This window comes from Streptomyces sp. NPDC000151 (assembly GCF_040301705.1).
GTDB lineage: Bacteria > Actinomycetota > Actinomycetes > Streptomycetales > Streptomycetaceae > Streptomyces.
On sequence record NZ_JBEPFC010000121.1, the window covers coordinates 1 to 23,521 of the forward strand.

The following is a 23,521-nucleotide window of genomic DNA, read 5'->3' on the forward strand; positions in this document are numbered from 1 at the left end:
GGGGGCCGGGCCGTCGGCGTGTGCGCCGCGACCGGCCGCCTGACCGCCGGCCCACCGCGCCACCCGCCCAACGGCGGGTCCTTACCCCGCCGGTTGGCGGGGTGTCAAGAGTGCCTGAACCCCGCACAGTTCGGCGGCCGTTCGGATGGCGGACGGAGTGTGAGCGGACGGTGGCATGGAGTCCCTTTCGTTCCCGTCTGGATAGATTGGTTTGTCCGGATTCCGAACCGGTCTCTCCGCGATGTGACCAAAAAGTAACCACTAACTCGTGGCTTATGGGGCGAACGTGACTGAGGATGGGGGCTATTGAGCTCGGGTCAATGGGTCACGCGCTGTGCAAGGCGCCGACTCACGAGCATCGGGGGCTGGTCGCGCGCTGTCAGGGGTGTCAGCGGACGGCCGGCTCCTTTCCATGTCACGAATGGACTCATGAGGAGGCAGTCCCATGCGCGGTGCCAGAAGCGCCACTTGGGTCGCAGGAGCCATAGCCATCGCCCTCGGTGTGACGGCGTGCGGCGGAAGCGGTGACAGCGCGGGTTCCGAGGCCGGAGTCGTACGGTCCGCCTGGGGCGACCCGCAGAACCCGCTGGAGCCCGCCAACACCACTGAGGTGCAGGGCGGCAAGGTCCTGGACATGATCTTCCAGAACCTCAAGAAGTACGACCCGGAGACCGGCGCGGCCACGAACGACGCCGCCGAGTCCATCGACACCAAGGACCAGCAGACCTTCACCATCAAGGTGAAGAAGGGCCTGACGTTCTCCAACGGCGAGCCGCTGACCGCCAACTCCTTCGTCGACGCCTGGAATTACGGCGCGCTGGCCACCAACCAGCAGAAGAACAGCTACTTCTTCGCCGACATCGAGGGCTACGACAAGGTCGCCCCGGCCAAGGGCAAGCCGACCGCGAAGACCCTGTCGGGCCTGAAGGTCGTCGACGACCACACCTTCACGGTCAAGCTGACCCAGAAGATGTCGACCTGGCCGATCCGCCTGGGCTACAAGGCGTTCGCGCCGCTGCCGAAGAAGTTCTTCACGGACCACAAGGGCTACCTGGACAAGCCCATCGGCAACGGCCCGTACGCGGTCGCCTCGTACCAGAAGGGCACGCAGATGAAGCTCGTGCCCAACAAGAAGTACAAGGGCGACGACGCGCCGCAGAACAAGGGCGTGCTGCTGAAGGTCTACACGGACTCCAACACCGCCTACTCCGACCTGCAGGCCGGCAACATCGACGTGCTCGACAGCCTGCCCGCCGAGCAGATCAAGAACGCCAAGACCGACCTGCAGGGCAACTACGTCTCGCAGCCGGCCGGCATCAACCAGACCATCACCTTCCCGGTCGACAAGGGCGCGTGGAGCAAGCCGGGCATGGAGAAGGTCCGCAAGGGCATCTCCATGGCGATCGACCGCAAGCAGATCACCGAGAAGATCTACAACGGCACGCGTACGCCGGCCACCGACCTCACCTCCCCGGTGCTCGGTGCCGCCAACGGCTACAGCAAGGACGTCTGCGGCGACGCCTGCACGTACAACCCCACCGAGGCCAAGAAGCTCATCAAGGAGGGCGGCGGCCTCCCCGGCGGGAAGATGACCATCAGCTACAACGCGGACAAGGACTCCCACAAGGAGTGGGTGGACGCGGTCTGCAACAGCGTCAACAAGGTGCTGGGCGACGACAAGGCGTGCGTGGGCAACCCCGTGGGCACCTTCGGCGACTTCCGCAGCCAGATCACCAAGGGCGAGATGACCAGCGGCTTCCGCGCCGGCTGGCAGATGGACTACCCGCAGATCGAGAACTTCCTGACGCCGCTGTACGCCACCGGCGCCAGCTCCAACGACTCGCACTGGAGCAACAAGAAGTTCGACGACCTGCTGAAGCAGGCCGCGGCCGAGCCGGACACCAAGAAGGCGACCAAGCTCTACCAGGACGCCGAGAAGCTGGTGTTCGACGACATGGTCTCCATCCCGCTCTTCTACCAGAACGGCGTCGCCGGCTGGTCGCAGAACGTCTCCGACGTCAAGCTCGACGCCTTCAGCGTCCCGGTCTACACCCAGATCAAGGTCAAGAGCTGACCCGACGCAGCCCCTGAGCGGGCCGCACCGAACCAACCGCTCACGGCGGCAGGGAGCAGCCGGTCACCCGCGCCTCTTCGAAGTCGAGGAGGCCCCGGGCCCGGCTGCCCCCGCGTCGGCGCATTTCTGGAGGACACATGGGGCGCTACGTCGTGCGACGACTGCTCCAGATGGTGCCGGTCTTCATCGGCACCACTTTCCTGATCTTCGTCATGGTCTACGCGCTCGGCGATCCCGTCGCGGCCATGTTCGGAGACCGGACCCCCGACCCGGCGACCGCCGCCCAGATCCGGGAGTCCCTGCACCTGAACGACCCGCTGTGGAGCCAGTACCTGCAGTACATGGCGGGCATCTTCCAGGGCGACTTCGGCACGGCCTTCAACGGCCGCCCGGTCATCGAGCTGATGGGGGACGCCTTCCCCAACACCATCCAGCTCACCCTGGTCGCCTTCGTCATCGAGCTGGTGGTGGGCGTCGGGCTCGGCGTCGTCGCGGGTATGCGCCGCGGCCGTCTGATCGACACCGGCGTGCTGGTCCTCACCCTGTTCGTGATCTCCATCCCGACCTTCGTCACCGGCTATCTGCTGCAGTACTTCGTCGGCGTGAAGTGGGGCGCGCTGCCCCCGTCGGTCTCCACCGAGGTGCGCTTCGAGGAGCTGATCCTCCCCGGCATCGTCCTCGCGGGCGTCTCGCTGGCGTACGTGGCCCGGCTGACCCGCACCTCCATCGCGGAGAACATCCGCTCCGACTACATCCGCACCGCCACCGCCAAGGGCCTGCCGCGCCGCCGCGTGATCAGCGTGCACCTGCTGCGCAACTCCCTGATCCCGGTCGTCACCTTCCTCGGCACCGACATCGGCGGCCTGATGGCCGGCGCCATCGTCACCGAGCGGATCTTCAACCTCCAGGGCGTCGGCTACCAGCTCTACCAGGGCATCCTGCGGCAGAACGCGCCGACCGTCGTCGGCTTCGTGACCGTGCTCGTGGTCGTCTTCCTCGCCGCCAACCTGCTCGTCGACCTGCTCTACGCGGTCCTGGACCCGAGGATCCGGTATGCCTGACGTGATTGACCCCAGCGCCCACACCGCGGCGGCCGTGGCGGCCTCCGAGGTCGTGCGGGGCGAGCAGCAGGACAAGGCCCGCTCCCTCTGGGGCGACGCCTGGACGGACCTGCGCCGTAACCCGATCTTCTACATCTCCGCCGTACTGATCCTCTTCCTCGTCGTCGTCTCGATCTGGCCGAGCCTGCTGACGAGCACCAGCCCGTACGCCTGCGACGTCTCCAAGTCCGCACAGGGCGCGGCCCCCGGCCACCCCTTCGGCTTCGACAAGCAGGGCTGCGATGTCTACGCCCGTACGGTCTACGGCGCCCGCGCCTCCGTCACCGTCGGCATCTGCACCACCCTCCTCGCCGCCGTCCTCGGCTGCGTCATGGGCGGCCTGGCCGGCTTCTTCGGCGGCTGGTGGGACTCGCTGCTCTCCCGGATCGGCGACATCTTCTTCGGCATCCCGATCCTGCTCGGCGGCATCGTCTTCCTGTCCGTCGTCAAGGGCGGCTCGATCTTCACGGTCGTGCTGCTGATGGCCGTGCTCGGCTGGCCGCAGATCGCGCGTATCGCGCGCGGCGCGGTGATCACCGCCAAGCAGCAGGACTACGTGCAGGCGGCCCGCGCGCTCGGCGCGTCCACCCCGCGCATGCTGCTCCGGCACATCGCGCCGAACGCCCTCGCGCCCGTCATCGTCGTGGCGACCATCGCGCTCGGTACGTACATCTCGCTGGAAGCCACTCTGTCGTTCCTCGGCGTCGGCCTGAAGCCGCCGACGGTCTCCTGGGGCATCGACATCTCCCAGGCCGCCACCCAGATCCGTAACGCGCCGCACACCCTGCTGTACCCGGCGGGCGCGCTGTCTCTTACGGTGCTGGCGTTCATCATGCTCGGCGACGCGGTGCGCGACGCCCTCGACCCCAAGCTGCGCTGAGGGAGGCGTACGTGACCACCACCGAGAAGACCGCGGCCGTGCCCGGGCCGCGGACCCCGGAAGCGGCCGGTTCGCCGCTGCTCCAGGTCCGCGACCTGCACGTCGAATTCCACACCCGGGACGGCGTCGTCAAGGCCGTCAACGGCGTCGACTACAGCGTGAGCGCGGGCGAGACGCTCGCCGTGCTCGGCGAGTCCGGCTCCGGCAAGTCCGTCACCGCCCAGGCGATCATGGGCATCCTCGACATGCCGCCGGCGAGGATCCCGCAGGGCGAGATCCTCTTCCGCGGCCAGGACATGCTGACGATGTCCGGCGAGCAGCGCCGGAAGATCCGCGGCGCCAAGATCGCCATGATCTTCCAGGACGCGCTGTCCTCCCTGAACCCGGTGCTCTCCGTCGGCTACCAGCTCGGCGAGATGTTCCGCGTCCACCAGGGTCTGTCCAAGAAGGCCGCGAAGGCCAAGTCCATCGAGCTGATGGACAAGGTCAGGATCCCGGCGGCCGCCAACCGCGTGGGGGACTATCCGCACCAGTTCTCCGGCGGTATGCGCCAGCGCATCATGATCGCGATGGCGCTCGCCCTGGAACCGGACCTGATCATCGCCGACGAGCCCACCACGGCCCTCGACGTGACCGTCCAGGCCCAGGTCATGGACCTCCTCGCGGAGCTGCAGCGCGAGTACCACATGGGCCTGATCCTCATCACCCACGACCTCGGCGTGGTCGCGGACGTGGCCGACAAGATCGCGGTGATGTACGCGGGCCGCATCGTCGAGCAGGCACCCGTGGGCGAGCTGTACAAGAAGCCCGCGCACCCCTACACCCGCGGCCTGCTGGACTCCATCCCGCGCCTGGACCAGAAGGGCCAGGAGCTGTACGCGATCAAGGGCCTGCCGCCCAACCTGCTGAACGCCCCCGGCGGCTGCGCGTTCCACCCGCGCTGCCCCAAGGCGCAGGACATCTGCCGTACGGACGTCCCGGCGCTCGCCCCGGTCGCCGAGGGCCGCGGCAGCGCCTGCCACTTCTGGAAGGAGACGCTCCATGGCTGAGTCCGTCACGAAGAGCACGGACCGCGAGCCGATCCTCCAGGTCCGCAACCTGGTGAAGCACTTCCCGCTCACCCAGGGCGTCCTCTTCAAGAAGCAGGTCGGCGCGGTCAAGGCGGTCGACGGGATCTCCTTCGACCTGTACCGCGGCGAGACGCTCGGCATCGTCGGCGAGTCCGGCTGCGGCAAGTCCACCGTCGCCAAGCTCCTGATGAACCTGGAGCGGGCGACCGCCGGCGAGGTCTTCTACAAGGGCGAGGACATCACCAAGCTCACCGGCCGCGCCCTGAAGGCCGTCCGCCGCAACATCCAGATGGTCTTCCAGGACCCCTACACGTCGCTCAACCCGCGCATGACGGTCGGCGACATCATCGGCGAGCCCTTCGACATCCACCCCGAGGTGGCCCCGAAGGGCGACCGCCGGCGCAAGGTCCAGGAGCTGCTGGACGTGGTCGGGCTGAACCCGGAGTACCTCAACCGGTACCCGCACCAGTTCTCCGGCGGCCAGCGCCAGCGCATCGGCATCGCCCGCGGCCTCGCGCTCAACCCCGAGATCATCATCTGCGACGAGCCGGTCTCCGCGCTCGACGTCTCGGTACAGGCCCAGGTCATCAACCTGATGGCCCGCCTTCAGGACGAGTACGACCTCTCCTACCTCTTCATCGCGCACGACCTCTCCGTCGTCCGGCACATCTCCGACCGCGTCGGCGTGATGTACCTGGGCCGGATGGCCGAGATCGGCACGGACGAGGAGATCTACGAGCACCCCACCCACCCGTACACCCAGGCCCTCCTCTCGGCCGTCCCGGTCCCCGACCCGGAGGCCCGCGGCGGGCGTGAGCGGATCATCCTCAGCGGCGACGTGCCCTCCCCGGCCAACCCGCCGTCCGGCTGCCGCTTCCGCACCCGCTGCTGGAAGGCCCAGGACAAGTGCGCCGAGGAGACCCCTCTCCTCGCCGTCCCCGAGGTCCTGAAGGACACCGACTCCCTCGCGGCCCACGAGTCGGCCTGCCACTTCGCGGAGGAGAAGGACGTGGTGGGCGCGGCCTGACGCCCGCACTTCCACCTTCGAGGCGCCCGGAGCACTCCGCTCCGGGCGCTTCGTGCGTTCGGGGGGATTGTGCGGCGTGGCGTGCTCGGACGGGGGAGGTCCGGGTGCGGGGGCGCCTTCTCTGGGCTGTTATGTGGGCCTACGTACCTATTGGTCGGAGGAGGCACCGGATGCGTGGAGCCACCCGTGCGAAGTGGGCGGTGGGAACGGTGGCCGTCGCCCTCGTGGCGACGGCGTGTGGTGGCGGCGGGGGCGGCGGTGGCGGGGACGGCAAGGGGGTCCTCAGCTCGTCCTGGGGGGACCCGCAGAACCCCCTGGAGCCCGCCAATACGAACGAGGTGCAGGGCGGCAAGGTCCTCGACATGATCTTCCGGGGGCTCAAGCGGTACGACCCGGAGACCGGCGCGGCCAAGGACATGCTCGCCCAGAAGATCGAGACCAAGGATCAGCAGAATTACACGGTCACGATCAAAAAGGGCTGGAAGTTCAGTAATGGGGAGCCGGTCACCGCGCGGTCGTTCGTGGATGCCTGGAATTACGGGGCGCTGATCGACAACAACCAGAAGAACGCGTATTTCTTCGGGTACATCGAGGGGTACGAGAAGGTTCATCCGGAGAGCGGCAAGTCCAGCGCCAAGACGCTTTCCGGGCTGAAGGTGAAGGACGACCGGACCTTTACCGTGCGGCTCAACCAGAAGTTCTCCACCTGGCCGCAGACGCTCGGCTATCCCGCCTTCGCGCCGCTGCCGCGCGCCTTCTTCAAGGACCACGACGGCTGGCTGAAGAAGCCGGTCGGGAACGGGCCGTACAAGGTCGAGTCCTACACCAAGGGCTCGGCGATGAAGCTGCGGAAGTGGGGCGGGTACAAGGGCCCGGACAAGGCCCGGAACGGCGGCGTGGACCTGCGGGTCTACACCGACAACAACACCGCCTACACCGATCTGCAGGCCGGCAATCTCGACCTCAGCGACGACATTCCCGCCGCGCAGCTGAAGAACGCGAAGGCGGACCTCGGTGACCGGTACATCAATCAGCCCGCCGGGATCATCCAGACCCTGACCTTTCCCATGTACGACCCGAAGTGGGGGTCGGAGAAGATGGCGAAGGTACGGCAGGGGCTGTCCATGGCCATCGACCGCAAGACGATCACGCGGCAGATCTTCCAGAACACCCGCACCCCGGCCAGTGACTGGACCTCGCCGGTGCTCAAGGCCGACGGCGGGTATCAGGCAGGGCTGTGCGGAAAGGCGTGCGAGTACAAGCCGGCCGAGGCGCGCAAGCTCATCAAGGAGGGCGGCGGGCTGCCCGGCGGCAAGGTCACCGTCACGTACAACGCCGACACCGGCTCGCACAAGGACTGGGTCGACGCGCTCTGCAACAGCGTCAACAAGGTGCTGAAGAACGACAAGGCGTGCGTGGGAAATCCGGTGGGGACCTTCGCGGATTACCGGAATCAGATCACGGCGAAGAAGATGAAGGGGCCGTTCCGGGCCGGGTGGCAGATGGACTATCCGCTCATTCAGAACTTCCTGCAGCCGATGTACTACACCGACGCCTCCTCCAACGACGGAAAGTACAGCAACAAGCGGTTCGACAAGCTGGTCGACGCGGCCAACGCGGAGACCGACCGGCAGGCGGCGGTGCAGAAGTTCCAGGACGCGGAGAAGGTGCTGGCGAAGGACATGCCGGTGATCCCGCTCTGGTACCAGAACGGCAGCGGCGGCTACACCGACCGGCTGAGCGATGTGAGACTCAATCAGTTCAGCGTGCCCGTCTACGACCGGATCAAGGTCGGCAGCTGACCTCATGGGACGCTACGTCATCCGGCGGCTGCTCCAGATGATCCCGGTGTTCATCGGCAGCACGTTCCTGATCTTCTTCATGGTGTACGCGCTGGGGGACCCGGTCGCCGCGATGTTCGGCGACCGCGCCCCCGACCCCGCCACCGCGGCGCGCATCCGCGAGGAACTCCTCCTCGACCAGCCGCTGTGGAAGCAGTACCTGCACTACATGGGCCAGATCTTCCGCGGGGACTTCGGCACCGCCTTCAACGGGCAGCCGGTCACCGAGCTGATGGGCACCGCCTTCCCGGTCACCCTGCGGCTGACCCTGGTCGCCATCGTCATCGAGATCATCGTCGGCATCACCCTCGGGGTGCTGAGCGGGCTGCGCCGCGGGCGCGCGCTGGACACCTCGGTCCTCGTCTTCACCCTGGTCGTGGTGTCCATCCCGACCTTCGTCAGCGGCTATGTGCTGCAGTTCCTGCTGGGCGTGAAGTGGGGCTGGGTGAAGCCGACGGTCTCCACCGACGCGTATCTGGACGAGCTGCTGCTGCCCGGCGTGGTGCTCGCGCTGGTCTCCCTCGCGTACGTCACCCGGCTGACCCGCACCTCGCTCGCAGAGAACGCCCGCGCGGACTATGTGCGGACGGCGGTGGCCAAGGGGCTGCCGCGGCGCCGGGTCGTCACCCGGCACCTGCTGCGGAACTCGCTGATCCCGGTGATCACCTTCATCGGCACGGACATCGGCCAGCTGATGGGCGGCGCCATCGTCACCGAGCGGATCTTCAACATCCACGGCGTCGGCTTCCAGCTCTACCAGGGCATCCTGCGGCAGAACTCGCCCACCGTCGTCGGCTTCGTCACCGTCCTCGTGCTGGTCTTCCTCTTCGCCAACCTCGTCGTCGACCTGCTGTACGCCGTCCTCGACCCGAGGATCCGCTATGCCTGAGCGCTACGTACCCAAAGAAGCGGTCACCCACGGGGACGGCGGCCCCACCGCCCTGGCGATGGCCGAGGCGGAGACGCTGGAGGGCGGCCGGAACGGCCGGGGCGGGAGCCCGCGCGACAAGCCGCGCAGCCTGTGGGGCGACGCCTGGCGCGACCTGCGGCGCAACCCCGTCTTCCTGGTCTCGGCTCTGATCATCCTCTTCCTGGTCGTCATCGCGATCTGGCCGCAGCTGATCGCCGACGGGAACCCCTACCGCGCGGACCTCTCCAAGGCCCAGGAAGGCTCCGCGCCCGGCCACCCCTTCGGCTTCGACACCCAGGGGCGGGACGTCTACACCCGTACCGTCTACGGCGCGCGCGCCTCCATCACCGTCGGCGTCTGCGCCACCGCGGGCGCGGCCCTCCTCGGCAGCGTCCTCGGCGGTCTCGCCGGCTTCTTCGGCGGCTGGTGGGACGCGCTGCTCTCGCGCCTCGCCGACATCTTCTTCGGCATCCCCGTGCTGCTCGGCGGCCTGGTCTTCCTGTCCGTCGTGACCAGCAAGACGGTGTGGCCCGTGGTCGGCTTCATCGTGCTGCTCGGCTGGCCGCAGATCGCCCGGATCGCCCGCGGCTCCGTCGTCACCGCCAAACAGAACGACTACGTCCAGGCCGCGCGGGCGCTCGGCGCCTCCCCCGGCCGGCTGCTGCTCCGCCACATCGCGCCCAACGCCGTGGCCCCCGTCATCGTCGTCGCCACCATCGCGCTGGGCACCTACATCTCCCTGGAGGCCACGCTGTCCTACCTCGGCGCGGGCCTGAAGCCGCCCACCGTCTCCTGGGGCATCGACATCTCCACCGCCTCCACCTACATCCGCAACGCGCCGCACATGCTGCTGTACCCGGCGGGCGCGCTGTCGATCACGGTGCTGGCGTTCATCATGCTCGGCGACGCGGTGCGCGACGCCCTCGACCCCAAGCTGCGCTGAGGAGGCGGAGACCGCCGATGGCTACCGCGACGAACCCCCAGGCGGGGCCGGACCCGGGCGCGGCGCCGCCCGCGCTGCTCGACGTGCGCGACCTGTACGTGGAGTTCCGCACCCGCGACGGCGTCGCCAAGGCCGTCAACGGCGTCAACTACCGCGTCGACGCGGGCGAGACGCTCGCCGTGCTCGGCGAGTCCGGGTCCGGCAAGTCCGTCACCGCCCAGGCCGTCATGGGCATCCTCGACTCGCCGCCCGGCTTCGTCACCGGCGGCGAGATCCTCTTCCAGGGCCGGGACCTGCTCAAGGCCGCGCCCGAGGAGCGGCGCAAGGTCCGCGGCGCCCGGATGGCGATGATCTTCCAGGACGCGCTCTCCTCGCTGAACCCCGTGCTGTCGGTCGGCGCGCAGCTCGGCGAGATGTACGAGGTCCACCAGGGCCTGAAGCGGAAGGAGGCGCGGGCCAGGGCCGTGGAGCTGATGGACCGGGTGAAGATCCCGGCCGCGCGCAGCCGGGTGGGGGACTATCCGCACCAGTTCTCCGGCGGTATGCGCCAGCGCATCATGATCGCGATGGCGCTGGCCCTGGAGCCGGACCTGATCATCGCCGACGAGCCGACGACGGCGCTGGACGTGACGGTCCAGGCGCAGGTGATGGACCTGCTGGCCGACCTCCAGCGCGAGTACGACATGGGGCTGATCCTGATCACCCACGACCTGGGCGTGGTCGCGGACGTCGCCGACCGGATCGCGGTGATGTACGCGGGCCGGATCGTCGAACACGCGCCCGTGCACGACCTCTACCGGGCCCCGGCCCACCCGTACACCCGCGGCCTGCTGGACTCCATCCCGCGGCTGGACCAGAAGGGCCAGGAGCTGTACGCGATCAAGGGCCTGCCGCCGAGCCTGACCGCCATCCCGCCCGGCTGCCCGTTCCACCCGCGCTGCCCCCGGGCCCGCGACGTGTGCACCACGGACCGCCCGCCCCTGTACGACGTGGCACCGGGCCGCTCGAGTGCCTGCCACTTCTGGGAGGAGACCGTGCGTGACGAGGAGCCGCCGCATGACCGCTGAGGCCATTCTCGAAGTGCGGGACCTGGTCAAGCACTACCCGCTGACCCAGGGCGTCGTCCTGAAGAAGCAGGTCGGCGCGGTCAAGGCGGTCGACGGCGTCTCCTTCGACCTGCGCGAGGGCGAGACGCTCGGCATCGTGGGGGAGTCCGGCTGCGGCAAGTCCACCGTCGCCAAGACGCTGGTCGGCCTGGAGCGGCCGACCGCGGGGGCGATCCGCTACCGCGGCGAGGACATCGGCAAGCTGTCCGGGCGCGCCCTGAAGGCGGTGCGCCGCAACATCCAGATGGTCTTCCAGGATCCGTACACCTCCCTCAACCCCCGCATGACGGTCGGCGACATCATCGGCGAGCCGTACGACATCCATCCGGAGGTGGCCCCGAAGGGCGACCGGCGGCGCCGGGTGCAGGAGCTGCTGGACGTGGTCGGGCTGAACCCGGAGTACGTCAACCGGTACCCGCACCAGTTCTCCGGCGGGCAGCGGCAGCGGATCGGCATCGCGCGGGGGCTGGCCCTGCGGCCCGAGATCATCGTCGCGGACGAGCCGGTCTCGGCGCTGGACGTCTCCGTACAGGCGCAGGTGGTGAACCTGCTGGAGCGCCTGCAGGACGAGTTCGACCTGAGTTACGTCTTCATCGCGCACGACCTGTCGGTGGTGCGGCACATCTCGGACCGGGTGGCCGTGATGTACCTGGGCCGGATCGTGGAGACCGGCACCGAGGACGAGATCTACGGGCACCCCACGCACCCGTACACCCAGGCGCTGCTGTCCGCCGTTCCCGTCCCGGACCCCGAGGCGCGCGAGCACCGCGAGCGCATCCTGCTGACCGGGGACGTGCCGTCGCCGGCCGATCCGCCGTCCGGCTGCCGCTTCCGGACTCGGTGCTGGAAGGCACAGCCGGTCTGTGCCGATGTCGTGCCGCCGCTCGATGTCCCCGAATGGTTCGCGGGGGCCGCGGGGCCGGCGCACCCCTCCGCTTGCCACTTCGCGGAGGAGCGCCATGTCGTGCCGAGTGAGTAGCCGGCTGCCGCGCCGTCGTGGCCGTTCGCGCAGTTCCCCGCGCCCCTGAGGGGGCGCGGGGAACTGCGCGAGCAATCGGTATGGCGGGATGGTCGGCCACCGTCCTTGCCCACCGCGGCGGGCGGGCCGTCAGTCCGGATCCGAGGACTTCTCGATCGCCGCCAGCGCCGGGTCCAGGACAATGTCCTCATCGCGCGCAGCGATCGTCGGTTCCTCCGGAAAGTGGCAGGCCGTCAGATGCCCGGCCGCATTCCCCGCGATCTGGAGGAGCGGCGGCTCCTCAGCGGCGCACTTGTCCTGCGCCTTCCAGCACCGCGTGCGAAAGCGGCAGCCGGAGGGCGGGTTCACGGGCGACGGCACATCGCCCGCGAGCCGGATCCGCTCGCGATCGTCCTCGCCCTCACCGGCCAGCCGGGCTTCCGGCACCGCGGAGAGCAGCGCGTGCGTGTACGGGTGGCGGGGCCGGGAGTAGATGGACTCGCGGTCGCCGACCTCGACGATCTTGCCGAGATACATCACCGCGACCCGCTGGCTGAAGTGCCGCACGATCGCCAGGTCGTGGGCGATGAAGAGGAACGCGATGCCCAGCTCGCGCTGGAGTTCCTGGAGGAGGTTGACGACCTGCGCCTGGATGGAGACGTCCAGCGCGGAGACCGGCTCGTCGGCGACGATCAGCTTCGGTTCCAGGGCGAGCGCGCGGGCCACGCCGATGCGCTGCCGCTGGCCGCCGGAGAACTCGTGCGGGAAGCGGTTGTAGTGCTCCGGGCTGAGGCCGACGGTCTCCAGCAGCTCGCGGACCTTCTTCTCGCGGCCGCCGGGCGGGTTGATCCCGTTGATCTCCATCGGGCCGCCGATGATCGTGCCGACGGTCTGCCGCGGGTTCAGCGAGGAGTACGGGTCCTGGAAGATCATCTGGATCTCGGACCGGACCGGCGCGAGCTGCTTGCGGTTCGCGTGGGTGATGTCCTGGCCCCGGTAGGCGATCTTGCCGCTGGTGGGCTCCAGGAGGCGGGTCAGCAGCCGGCCCGTCGTGGACTTGCCGCAGCCCGACTCGCCGACCAGGCCGAAGGTCTCACCGGCGTGCACGGTCAGGTCGAGCCCGTCCACCGCCTGTACGGCGCCGATCTTCCGCCGGAACGGAAAGCCGCCCATGATCGGAAAGTGCTTGGTCAGGCCCTCCGTGACCAGCAGTGGCTCGCCCGTCGGGACGGCTTCGCGGGGAGCGGGCAGGGTGACGTCTTTGGCTTCACTCATGATGGTCGTCGCTCCCTAGCCCAACCGGGGCTTGATCTGCTCGGTGAAGAAGGTGTGCTTCTGCTCGGCGGTGAGGTGGCAGGCCGAGGCGCGCCCCGGTGCCAGCAGCGGCCGCTCGTCGGCGCAGCGATTGCCGCCCACCTCCGAGGTGAACGCGCAGCGCGGGTGGAAGGGGCAGCCGGTCGGCGGGTTGAGCAGGCTCGGCGGGGAGCCGGGGATCGGGTTCAGCGGCTCGTCGACGCTGGCCGACAGGCGCGGCATCGAGCCCAGCAGGCCCCAGGCGTAGGGGTGCTGCGGCGCGGTGAGGATGTCCTTGACCGTGCCGCGCTCGACCGCCCGCCCCGCGTACATCACCAGCAGCTCGTCGGCCATGTTGGCGACCACGCCGAGGTCGTGGGTGATCAGGATGATCGCCGAGCCGAACTCCTGCTGGAGGTCCTTGAGGAGGTCCAGGATCTGGGCCTGGACGGTGACGTCGAGCGCGGTGGTCGGCTCGTCGGCGATGAGCAGCGCGGGGTTGCAGACCAGGGACATGGCGATCATGGCGCGCTGGCGCATGCCGCCGGAGAACTGGTGCGGGTAGTCGTCCACCCGCAGGTTCGGCTGCGGGATGCCGACCTTGGTCAGCATCTCGATGGCGCGCTGCCGGCCCTCGCGCTTGTTCGCGCCGGTGTGCTTCATGAACGGCTCGGCGATCTGCCGGCCCACCGTGTAGTACGGCGAGAGCGCCGTCAGCGGGTCCTGGAAGATCATCGCCATCTTGTTGCCGCGGAGCTTCTGGAGCGTGCGCTCGCGGGCGCCGGTCAGCTCCTGGCCGTCCAGCGTGATCTCGCCGGCGATCTCGGTGGAGGCGGGGTTGTGCAGGCCCAGGATGGCGAGGTTGGTCACCGACTTGCCGGAGCCGGACTCGCCGACGATGCCGAGCGTCTGGCCCTTGCGCAGGTCGAAGGAGAGCCCGTCGACGGCCTTGACGATGCCGTCCTCGGTGGAGAACCGCACGTACAGGTCGCGTACCGACAGGAAGGGGTCCGATCCGGTCGGGACCGGTGCGCCTTCGGTCTTGGTGAGTGTGGTCACTGGGGGCTCTCCTAGGACAGGCGCACGCGCGGGTCGATGAACGCGTAGCAGGCGTCGACGATGATGTTGAAGAGGACGATGAAGGCCGCCGCAAACAGCATCACGCCCATGACCATGGGCAGGTCGGTCTCCTGCACGGACTTCACCGCGAGGGTGCCCAGGCCGGGCAGGGCGAAGGTCTGCTCCGTGATCATCGCGCCGCCGAAGAGCGACCCGAGGTCGATGCCGAAGATGGTGACGATGGGGATCAGCGAGCCGCGCCAGGCGTAGCGGAAGAAGACCGTCCGCTGGGACATGCCCTTGGCGCGGGCGGTGCGGACGTGTTCCTCGGCCAGCTGCTCGATCATCGAGGAGCGCGCCATACGGGTGTACTGCGCGGTGAAGATGATCGACAGCACGCACCAGGGGATCAGCAGCCCCATGAACCAGGCCGCTGGATTTTCCGTGAAGTTGACGTATTTCGGCTGCCCCAGGATCTCCAGGTTGTACACCAGCAGGGCCAGCACGATGGGGCCGATGAAGTAGATCTGCATCGAGCTGAGCACCAGCGAGGCGGAGCTGAAGACCTTGTCGATCAGCTTGCCCTGCTTCCAGGCGGCCATCATGCCGGTGCCCAGGCCGATCGTGAGGAAGACCGCGGCGCCGCCGATGGTCAGCGAGAGCGTCGTCGGGAAGCGGTCGACGATCGTGTTCCAGACCGGGTCGCCGTTGGCGAAGGAGTAGCCGAAGCACGGGGCCGGGCACGGTCCCTGGGCGAAGTCGCGCCCGGTCACGATGCCGGACATGAAGTCCCAGTACTGGACCGGGATCGGCTTGTCCATGCCGAGGTTCTTGTGAATCAGGGCGATGGCGTCCGGGGTGCAGTTCTTTCCGCAGGACAGCAGCGCGGGATCCCGTGGTGCGGCGAAGAACAGGAAGAAGGTGAACGCGCTGATCAACAGCAGGATCACGAGCGCGCCGAGGGACCGGCGGAAGAGAAAACGAAGCATGGCAGATCGCAGCTCTCGTGGGGCAGCGGAAGGAGGTGGGTGGGGACCGCGCGGTGTGCCCGTCCGGTCCGGGCGGGCACACCGGGCGCCAGGATTACCGGCGCGAGGGCACGGCTACTTCTTGAGGAACAGCTTCGTCGGGTCGACCCCGCTGATGACGTCGTTGTTCACGACGCCACCGACCTTGGAACCGTGCAGCTGGATCTGCTTGTAGTAGAAGGTCGGGATCGCCGGCAGGTCCTCCTTGAGGATCTTCTCGTTGAGCTTGAACCACTCCTCGGACGCCTTCTCCTGGTCGGACATCTTGGAGATGCGGTCCATCTCCTTGCTGACCGCCGGGTTGTTGTAGTGCGAGTAGTTCGGCGAGCCGTCCTGGACCTGCCGGCCGTCCATGGTGGGCGGCAGCACGGTCGAGGCGCTCGGCCAGTCCGCGCCCCACGCCGACGCGTAGATGTCGAACTTGTTGTCGACCTTGCCGATCACGTCGTAGTACGTGTCGGAGGGCAGGTCCTTCGGCTGGACGTCGAAGCCGGCCTTCTTGAGGTTGTCGACGATCGAGACCGAGTACTTCTGCGGCTCGGGCGAGTTCATGTAGGCGAAGGTGATCTTCATGCCGGTCTTGCCGGCGTCCTTCAGGATCTTCTTCGCCTTCGCCACGTCACCCAGCGGCTTCTTCAGCTTGCCGTAGGGGTCGATGTCCTTGAAGCCGGTGACCGTCGGGCTGACGTAGCTGCCGGCCAGCTCGCCGCCGCCCGGGGTGCCGTAGGCGTCCAGTACGGCCTGCGTCGGCATCGCGTAGGCGAGGGCCTCGCGGACCTTCTTGTCCTTGATCCGCTTCATGTTGAAGTTGATGACGCCGACGTAGGGCTGGTAGCCCGAGGTCGAGCGCTTCTTGACCTTCGGGTCGTTGGCCACGGTCTGCATGCTGGCCGCGTCGACCTGGTTGTTGAAGCTGACCGCCGTCTGGTTGTCGGCGTTGTCCGCGATCAGTCGCTGGGTCGAGTCGGGGTAGGACACGCCGAACTGGATGTCGAACTTGTCGACGTACTGGTGGCGGGAGTTGTCCGTCTTCGGGTCCCACGCGGTGTTGCGGACCAGCGTCATGCCCTTGCCGGACTTGAAGGACCCCGGCTTGATCTTGTACGGGCCCGAGGACTGCGGGGCCTTGTCGTACTTCTCCTTGGTGTCCTTCTTCTCCTGCACCGCCGCGTAGCCCGCCATGGCCAGGGCGTAGGGCAGGTCGGGGTGCGGCGACTTGAAGTGGAAGACGACGGTCTTGTCGTCCGGCGTCTCAAGGACGCTGTCGGGGAGGTGCTTGCCCTTGTACGGGCCGTCCTTCAGGAGCTTGCGGTAGTCCGTGGAGTCCGCGAGCCACTGCTGGAGGTAGTACGGGCCGTCGGTGATGAAGGGGGCGAAGGACCGCTCGACGGAGTGCCGGATGTCCTTGGCGGTGATCGGCGAGCCGTCCTCCCACTTCACCCCGTCCTTCAGGGTGTACTTCCAGGTCTTGCCGCCGTCGGAGGACTGGCCGCTGTCCGTGGCGAGGTCACCGACGATGGTGTACTTGCCCTTGTTGTCCATGTGGTAGGTCGTCAGCTTGCGGAACAGCAGCGTGGCGAGCGCGCCCTCGTCGCTGACGTAGATCTGCGCCGGGTCCAGGTGCGAGTAGGTGTCGCGCTGGTAGACCTTGATCGTGCCGCCCTTCTGGGCGCCCGGCACCTCCTCGGCCGCCCCCTTGGACGCCGCGGCGTTGCCGAAAGCGATCTGCGCGCGCTGCTTCTCCGCGCCCGTGCGGTCGTTGCCGCCGCCCGTGCCGGTGCCCGCGCCGCTGCTGCACGCGGTGAGGACCAGCGCGCCTGCGGCCAGCGCGACGAGGGTGGCGTGAGTTCTGCGCGTACGGTTGCTGCTCATGACGGTGTATGCACCTGCCTGTCGTTGTTCCGTTGCTGCTGCCTGACTCGTGCGGTGCCGGGGTGGCAGCACCCCCCACGGAACGGATCTCATCGAGCCCGCTTCGGGTCGAAAGCGTCCCGGACCGAGTCCCCGAGCAGGTTGAAGGCGACGATGAAGATCACCATCGCCAGACCCGGGAAGAACAAGTACGTGATGTCGTTGCGGTAGTAGTCGGCGGCGTTGGCGAACATCCGGCCCCAGTCCGGGGTGGGCTCGACGTAGCCGACGCCCAGGAAGGACAGGCCCGCGATGGACGTCACGAAGTTCGGGAGCATGTACGTCGTCTGGACCAGGATCGGGGTCACCACGTTCGGCAGCAGCTCGCGCCGGATGATGCGGGCGGGCGAGGCGCCGGAGACCTTCGCGGCCTCGATGAACTCCCGTTCCCGCAGCGACAGGACCTGTCCGCGCAGCAGGCGGGCCAGGCTCATCCAGCCGAGGAACCACATCACCAGGATCAGGATGATCGCGCGCAGCCAGGTCGGCATGGCGTCCTCGGGGGCCACGACGATGGCGGCCACGACGGGGACGAAGGCGACGAAGAACAGCTGGTTCGGGAATGCCATCAGCAGGTCGATGAAGCGGCCGATGAAGTAGTCGATCTTGCCGCCGAAGTAGCCGGCCGCCACGCCCAGCAGGATGGCGGTGAGCACCGAGGCGATGGTGATCGCGACCGCGGTGTACAGCGTGGTGCGGATGCCGTAGACGAGCTGCATGAACACGTCCCGGCCCAGGGTCGGTTCGATGCCGAACCAGAACTCGCTGGAGATGCCGCCGTTGGGCTGCGTCGGGTAGCCGTTGGTCAGCAGGCCCGGCGTGATCATGCCGTACCGCGTGTAGGGGTCCTTGCCGTACAGCGCGGAGATCACAGGGGCCAGCAGGCCGACGGCGAAGAAGAACAGCACGACGTAGGCGCTGATCACTCCGGTCCGGTCACGCTTGAAGCGCGCCCACATCAATTGGCCCGGCGAACGGCCGACCAATTCGCCGCCCTTGCGGTCCTTTCCCTTGCTCAGCCCATCGGGTCCAAGTCCTGGGGTGTCGGTCTTGGAAACCGCGGTCTGGGATGGACTAGTCATCGCGAAGTGCCCCCGCGCCGAGTTCTCTTGGAACATGAAGCGGCACAGAGTTGCACCGCTGGTTGAGCGGACTTTCGCAAGTGATTTACGGCGGAGTCAAGAGTCTGCGGACGGACCGTAGCCACCTTGTTCGCTTCTTGAGCGAAGATTGCGCAGATTGACGCCCCGGCGTGCTTGACAGTTACCGGAGGTGTACGGCATGGGGGACATTTCGTCCCCAACATCCTTAACAAGACGGACACTTGGCTGTCGCAGCACCGATATACGAACGCGCCATCCTTGACAGCGTACGGCCGTGCGGGTGCCGTTGACCGGCCGGGGAGGCCAACAGCTTCCCCGGCCGGTCGCTTTTCGCCCCGTTCCGTGCCACGCCCGCGTGCACATATCCATGCGGCGGGGCACACGTTTCTCCGGTACTAGGAGAGGCCCAGGCTCCGCTTGAGGAATGCGACTTGCAGAAGGAGTAGGTTTTCGGCCACCTGTTCCTGTGGCGTCATATGGGTCACGCCGGACAACGGGAGTACCTCGTGCGGCCGGCCCGCCGCCAGCAGCGCCGAGGAGAACCGCAGCGAATGTGCCACGACCACGTTGTCGTCGGCCAGCCCGTGAATGATCATCATCGGCCGGTGCTGCTCGGCCGCTTCCACCAGGCCCGCGTCGGTGACCAGGGAATTCCGTACGTAGGAGGCCGGATCCTCGTCCGGGTGGCCCATGTACCGCTCGGTGTAGTGCGTGTCGTACAGCCGCTGGTCGGTGACGGGCGCGCCCACCACCGCCGCGTGGAAGACGTCCGGGCGGCGCAGCGCGGCCAGTCCGGCGAGGTACCCGCCGAAGGACCAGCCGCGGATGGCCACCCGGTCCAGGTCCAGCGGGAAGCGCTCCGCCAGTGCGTGCAGCGCGTCCACCTGGTCCTCCAGCGCCACCTCCGCGACCCGCCGCGAGATCGCCTTCTCCCAGGCGGGGGAGCGGCCCGGCGTGCCCCGGCCGTCCGCGACCACCACGGCGAAGCCCTGGTCGGCGAACCACTGCGAGGTGAGGAAGACGTTGTGCGCCGCCAGCACCCGCTGCGCGTGCGGCCCGCCGTACGGGTCCAGCAGCACCGGCAGCGGCCCGTCCCCCTCCTCGTAACCGGTCGGCAGCAGGACGGCGCACGGGATGTCCCGCTCGCCCGCCGTCACGAACCGCGGCCGGGCGGTGAGTACGGGCGTCTCGGCGTGCGAGGGGATCTCCGCGAGCCGGGTCTCCTTGCCGTCGTCGCTCAGCCGCAGGACCTCCACCTGCGCCCCGGGCCGCTCCGCGCACATGTGCGACACGACCGCCACCTCGCCCACCCGTACCGCGGAGGAGTACGAGGCGTACGGGCGCTCCGTCACCCGCTCCCAGCCGCCCTGGTCGCCGCTGCCGCGGTACCAGGCCCGGTAGATCCCGATGTCGTGCAGGTCTTCGGCGCTCGCCGAGAACAGGACATCTTCCTGGCCGATGTCGAGCACCCCGCGCACGTGCAGCGGCGCGGACGTCAGCGGCCGGTCCCCGACGAAGAGCTTGCGCGCGCCGCCCTCGTCGGCGATCCGCACCAGCCGCCGGTCCGGCGTCCAGGCCGGCACGCCCGGGTACGGCTCGACCCACACCGGGTCCTCGTCGGCGTGCACGAGGCGCGTCGCGCCGGTATCGGTGTCGACCGCCAGATAGCGCTGGGAGCGCTGGTCGCGGGACTGCACCAGGAGCAGCGGCGGGCCGGCGGGCGACCAGTGCACCCGGGCCAGATACGGGTAGCGCTCGCGGTCCCAGACGACGTCCGTGCGCTCCCCGTCCAGGCCCAGCAGGGCGAGCGTGACCTCGGCGTTGGGGGTGCCGGCCGCCGGGTAGGCGACCTCGGCGGGCGCCTTGTCCGGGTGCGCCGGGTCGGCGATCCACCAGCGCCGTACGGGGGCGTCGTCGACCCGCGCGGCCAGCAGCCGGTCGCTCTCCGGCGACCACCAGAAGCCGCGGTACCGGCTCATCTCCTCGGCCGCGATGAACTCCGCGAGACCCCAGGTCACGCCCGGCCCGTCCGGCGCCGCCAGCGCCCGGTCGCCGTCCGCCGTGCCCTCGCCCGCCACGGGGACGACGCGCAGCGCGCCCTCCGCCACGTACGCGACGTACCGGCCGTCGGGGGACGGGCGCGGGTCCACCACCGGGCCGGGAACGGGCAGTTCGCGGCAGGTGCCGGCGCGCAGCTCGGAGACGAACAGCCGTCCGGAGAGGGGGAAGGCGGCCAGTTCCACGGCCGCGTCGGTGGCGTAGCCGACCACGCCGGCCGAGCCCTCGCGGGTCCGCTCGCGACGCGCCTTCTCCTGCGGAGACAGTTCCTCGTCGGTGCCGCCCAGCAGCCCCGCCGGGTCGGCGGCGGGGTACTCGCGCCCGGCGTCAAGGTCATGGACCCACAACAGATTCGCCCGATCGGTGCCGGATCGGGAACGGAGGAAGACGACGCGCGTACCATCCGGCGAGATGCTGAAGCCGCGCGGCACGCCCAGGCTGAAGCGCTGGGTGCGCGCGTGCTGCCGGGGAAATGAGAGCTGTCCGGTCATGGGCCCGAGCGTAAGGGCCGCGGGGCTCACCGCGACCGCACTCGTCAAGATCGTGTGCGCCCCCACTCTGCAACCGTGCACCGGCATATGCGTGGGCATCGATAGTTATGATCGCTGGGGCGTGTGGGTATGGAGCCATTGGCCAAAGGGCCGGGGCCGTACCTGCCCAATCCTGTTCCGTCCGTGCGTACTTGGAGGTGACCGCCGTGGCACTCTCGATTTCGGCGGTGGTGCTGCTGGCGATCATCGTCTTCCTGCTGGTGAAGAAGTCAGGCTTGAAGGCGGGCCACGCAGTCGTCTGCATACTGCTGGGGTTCTACATCGCGAGCTCGTCCATCGCGCCGACCATCAGAGAGTTCACCACCAACGTCGCGGGGATGATCGGTGGCATCAAGTTCTGACCGCGATGTGCTGACCGTGATGTTCCGTGATGTGACGTGTTGTTCCGACCGTGATGGGCCGACTGTGACGTTCCGGCCATGACATGCCGATCGTGACGTTCTGAGTGTGACGTTCCGATCGTGAGCGCAGGCGTGCGGGCCCGACCGGGTGGATCATCCGGTCGGGTTCTCCGTGCCGCACGTACGGCTCGTACGCTGTCCCCATGTCCGACCTTCCCGCCCGCCGTCTGTTGCTGGTGCACGCGCACCCGGACGACGAGTCGATCAACAACGGCGCCACCATGGCCAAATACGCGGCCGAGGGCGCCCTCGTCACGCTGGTGACCTGCACTCTCGGCGAGGAGGGCGAGGTCATCCCGCCGCACCTCGCGCATCTGGCCGCCGACAAGGACGACGTGCTCGGCCCGTACCGCAGCGGCGAACTGGCCGCCGCCATGGCCGAGCTGGGCGTCACCGACCACCGTCTGCTCGGCGCTCCCGGCCGCTACCGCGACTCCGGGATGATGGGCGCGCCCCAGAACGACCGCCCGGACGCCTTCTGGCAGGCCGACCTGGACACGGCCGCCGGCGACCTGGTCGCCGTGGTCCGCGAGGTGCGCCCGCAGGTCCTGCTCACCTACGACCCGGACGGCGGCTACGGCCACCCCGACCACATCCAGGCCCACCGGGTCGCGATGCGCGCCGCCGACCTGGCCGCCGATCCCGCCTTCCGGCCGGAGCTCGGCGCGGCCCATGTGATCGAGAAGATCTACTGGAACTGCAATCCGCGCTCCGTCGTCGAGGAGGGCTTCGAGCGGCTGCGCGCGGCCGGGCTGTCCTTCCCCGGCGTCGCCGCCGTGGACGACGTCCCCGGAGTGGTGCCGGACGCCGAGGTCACCGCCTCGATCGCGGCCGCGCCCGAGCACGGCGCGGCCAAGGCCGCGGCGATGCGCGCGCACGTCACCCAGATCGCCGTGGACGGCCCCTTCTTCGCGCTCTCCAACGACCTCGGCCAGCCGCTGTTCGGCACCGAGCACTACCGTCTCGTGCGCGGCACGTCCGGCGCGCGGGAGGGCGAACGCGAGGACGACCTCTTCGCGGGCGTACGGACGCAGGACGGGCCGGGGACGGCATCGGACACGAGGGAGACGGCACGATGAGCGGCAAGGACGGGGCGGACAAGCGCAGCCGGGCGTCCGGCGGCGGAGGTGCCGGGGGTGCCGCGGCCGAGGCCCCGCGGCAGCCGGAGACGCCCCCCGGCGGCGCGCTGAAGGCCGGGCTGTACGTGCTCCTGGTCGTCCTCGGCGTGCTCGTCGCGGGGGCGGGGGCGCTGGTCCAGGGGGCGTGGTTCCCCGGCGGCCTGCTGCTCGCGCTGGCGGGCGCCGCGGCGCTGTTCACCGGGGGCGCGCGGGCGGCCGTCTCGGTCGTCGGGGCGCTGGCCCCGGCCGCCGCCTGGCTGGTGACGGTGATCGCGCTCAGTACGACGCGCGCCGAGGGCGACTTCGTCTTCGGCGCCGGGCTGGGGGCCTACGCCTTCCTGCTGGGCGGCATCGCCGTCGCTGTGATCTGTACCACGGCGTCCATGGGGCGCTCGGCGCACCTGGGTGCGGTCCGACGTGGCATGTGACGGGCCGTCCGAGGCCCTTGTTCGGCGGCGCGGGCGGGCGTCCGTACGGGGAGCGTTCCTCCGCACCCCGGATTACCGCCCGCGCCGGACAGTATGGTGGTGCGCGCCGCCGAGCCGCCCAAGCACGTCGATGACGAGCGGCGGAGCCAACCGGGAGATCCTGCTTTGAGTCGTGAATCTGACAGTTCGTCCTCCGGGCCCCAGGGGCGCGGCGCTGCCGCCTACCCCTCGGGGACCCCGCCGTACGGAACCCGCCAGGGCGACGCCGACGAGGCGGTAGCAGCGCGGCCGGAGGAGCCCAAGACCGAGACCACGCTGACCACCCGCATCAAGATCAACATTCCGGGATCGCGGCCGATCCCGCCGGTCGTGGTGCGCAAGCCGGTCGGCGAGGACACCGCTGCGAACGGCGCCGACGGGGCCGGTGGCGGCCGCGCCGGCACCGGCCGGAACGCCGAGCGCACGGGCAGTACGCCGCGGCCCCGGCCGCAGGCCGCGCCGCCCGCGCCCGCCGCGTCCGCCGAGAACGCGCCCGAGGACCGGAAGGAGCCCGCGCCCCCGCCCGGTACCAGCGACTGGTTCGCGCCGCGCCGGTCCAAGCGCCCGGCGGCCGGCCAGGCCCCCGCTGCGCAGGGCGGCACCCCGCCCGCCGGCGGCCAGGG

Annotated in this window: 19 protein-coding genes and 1 pseudogene; 14 read left to right on the forward strand and 6 right to left on the reverse strand. The window is 69.1% G+C overall.

What is annotated here, in order from left to right; translation table 11 throughout:
- Positions 1-445: 445 nt before the first annotated feature.
- The 10 genes from ABT381_RS26935 to ABT381_RS26980 all read left to right on the forward strand — a co-directional run bounded on the left by ABT381_RS26935 (position 446) and on the right by ABT381_RS26980 (position 11,930).
- Positions 446-2,074 carry a peptide ABC transporter substrate-binding protein gene (locus ABT381_RS26935; RefSeq protein ID WP_351599156.1) on the forward strand — a complete coding sequence of 543 codons (1,629 nt, stop codon included), beginning with the start codon at positions 446-448 and terminating at the stop codon, positions 2,072-2,074.
- 137 nt (positions 2,075-2,211) lie between these two features.
- Positions 2,212-3,135: an ABC transporter permease gene (locus tag ABT381_RS26940; RefSeq protein WP_351599157.1), complete on the forward strand. Its 924-nt coding sequence runs from the start codon at positions 2,212-2,214 to the stop codon at positions 3,133-3,135.
- Complete coding sequence (locus ABT381_RS26945; protein ID WP_351599158.1) at positions 3,128-4,054, forward strand: ABC transporter permease; 927 nt, start codon at positions 3,128-3,130, stop codon at positions 4,052-4,054. The genes ABT381_RS26940 and ABT381_RS26945 overlap by 8 nt, the downstream gene beginning before the upstream one ends.
- Positions 4,055-4,065: 11 nt before the next feature.
- The gene (locus ABT381_RS26950) at positions 4,066-5,103 is read left to right on the forward strand and encodes an ABC transporter ATP-binding protein (RefSeq protein WP_351599159.1); all 1,038 of its coding nucleotides are present in this window, start codon (positions 4,066-4,068) and stop codon (positions 5,101-5,103) included.
- Positions 5,096-6,151 carry an ABC transporter ATP-binding protein gene (locus ABT381_RS26955; protein ID WP_351599160.1) on the forward strand — a complete coding sequence of 352 codons (1,056 nt, stop codon included), beginning with the start codon at positions 5,096-5,098 and terminating at the stop codon, positions 6,149-6,151. The genes ABT381_RS26950 and ABT381_RS26955 overlap by 8 nt, the downstream gene beginning before the upstream one ends.
- A 170-nt stretch (positions 6,152-6,321) precedes the next feature.
- Positions 6,322-7,953 carry a peptide ABC transporter substrate-binding protein gene (locus tag ABT381_RS26960; protein WP_351599161.1) on the forward strand — a complete coding sequence of 544 codons (1,632 nt, stop codon included), beginning with the start codon at positions 6,322-6,324 and terminating at the stop codon, positions 7,951-7,953.
- Between the two features lie 4 nt (positions 7,954-7,957).
- Entirely contained in the window at positions 7,958-8,881 is a 924-nt protein-coding gene (locus ABT381_RS26965) for an ABC transporter permease (protein ID WP_351599162.1), read from the forward strand.
- Positions 8,874-9,845, forward strand: a complete 972-nt coding sequence (locus tag ABT381_RS26970) for an ABC transporter permease (protein WP_351599163.1) — start codon at positions 8,874-8,876, stop codon at positions 9,843-9,845. Before ABT381_RS26965 ends, ABT381_RS26970 begins: the two co-directional genes overlap by 8 nt.
- 17 nt (positions 9,846-9,862) lie before the next feature.
- Positions 9,863-10,912 carry an ABC transporter ATP-binding protein gene (locus tag ABT381_RS26975; RefSeq protein ID WP_351599164.1) on the forward strand — a complete coding sequence of 350 codons (1,050 nt, stop codon included), beginning with the start codon at positions 9,863-9,865 and terminating at the stop codon, positions 10,910-10,912.
- Complete coding sequence (locus ABT381_RS26980; protein WP_351599165.1) at positions 10,902-11,930, forward strand: ABC transporter ATP-binding protein; 1,029 nt, start codon at positions 10,902-10,904, stop codon at positions 11,928-11,930. Before ABT381_RS26975 ends, ABT381_RS26980 begins: the two co-directional genes overlap by 11 nt.
- Before the next feature lie 129 nt (positions 11,931-12,059).
- Here ABT381_RS26980 and ABT381_RS26985 read toward each other — a convergent pair whose 3' ends face one another.
- From ABT381_RS26985 to ABT381_RS27010, 6 genes are all read right to left on the reverse strand, one after another.
- Positions 12,060-13,184, reverse strand: coding sequence for an ABC transporter ATP-binding protein (locus ABT381_RS26985; protein ID WP_351599166.1), 1,125 nt, complete (start codon positions 13,182-13,184; stop codon positions 12,060-12,062).
- 15 nt (positions 13,185-13,199) lie between these two features.
- Positions 13,200-14,261 (reverse strand): ABC transporter ATP-binding protein, encoded by a 1,062-nt coding sequence (locus ABT381_RS26990; protein WP_351599167.1) that lies wholly within the window; start codon positions 14,259-14,261, stop codon positions 13,200-13,202.
- Positions 14,262-14,272: 11 nt separating this feature from the next.
- A complete protein-coding gene (locus ABT381_RS26995) occupies positions 14,273-15,250 on the reverse strand; it encodes an ABC transporter permease (RefSeq protein WP_351599168.1) in 978 nt (325 codons plus the stop codon).
- A 114-nt stretch (positions 15,251-15,364) separates the two neighbouring features.
- Positions 15,365-17,161 (reverse strand): ABC transporter substrate-binding protein, encoded by a 1,797-nt coding sequence (locus tag ABT381_RS27000; RefSeq protein ID WP_351599169.1) that lies wholly within the window; start codon positions 17,159-17,161, stop codon positions 15,365-15,367.
- An 89-nt stretch (positions 17,162-17,250) separates the two neighbouring features.
- Positions 17,251-18,282 (reverse strand): ABC transporter permease, encoded by a 1,032-nt coding sequence (locus tag ABT381_RS27005; RefSeq protein ID WP_351599170.1) that lies wholly within the window; start codon positions 18,280-18,282, stop codon positions 17,251-17,253.
- A gap of 416 nt (positions 18,283-18,698) precedes the next feature.
- A complete protein-coding gene (locus ABT381_RS27010) occupies positions 18,699-20,852 on the reverse strand; it encodes a S9 family peptidase (RefSeq protein WP_351599171.1) in 2,154 nt (717 codons plus the stop codon).
- Between the two features lie 206 nt (positions 20,853-21,058).
- Between ABT381_RS27010 and ABT381_RS27015 the strand changes: the two genes are divergently transcribed.
- The 4 genes and pseudogenes from ABT381_RS27015 to ABT381_RS27030 form a co-directional block, all read left to right on the forward strand.
- The gene (locus tag ABT381_RS27015) at positions 21,059-21,253 is read left to right on the forward strand and encodes a hypothetical protein (RefSeq protein ID WP_052867828.1); all 195 of its coding nucleotides are present in this window, start codon (positions 21,059-21,061) and stop codon (positions 21,251-21,253) included.
- Positions 21,254-21,456: 203 nt separating this feature from the next.
- Positions 21,457-22,392 carry an N-acetyl-1-D-myo-inositol-2-amino-2-deoxy-alpha-D-glucopyranoside deacetylase gene (gene mshB / locus ABT381_RS27020; RefSeq protein WP_351599172.1) on the forward strand — a complete coding sequence of 312 codons (936 nt, stop codon included), beginning with the start codon at positions 21,457-21,459 and terminating at the stop codon, positions 22,390-22,392.
- Positions 22,389-22,859 (forward strand): DUF6113 family protein, encoded by a 471-nt coding sequence (locus tag ABT381_RS27025; RefSeq protein ID WP_351599173.1) that lies wholly within the window; start codon positions 22,389-22,391, stop codon positions 22,857-22,859. Before mshB ends, ABT381_RS27025 begins: the two co-directional genes overlap by 4 nt.
- A 165-nt stretch (positions 22,860-23,024) precedes the next feature.
- Positions 23,025-23,521: pseudogene (locus tag ABT381_RS27030) on the forward strand (hypothetical protein); the annotation flags it as partial.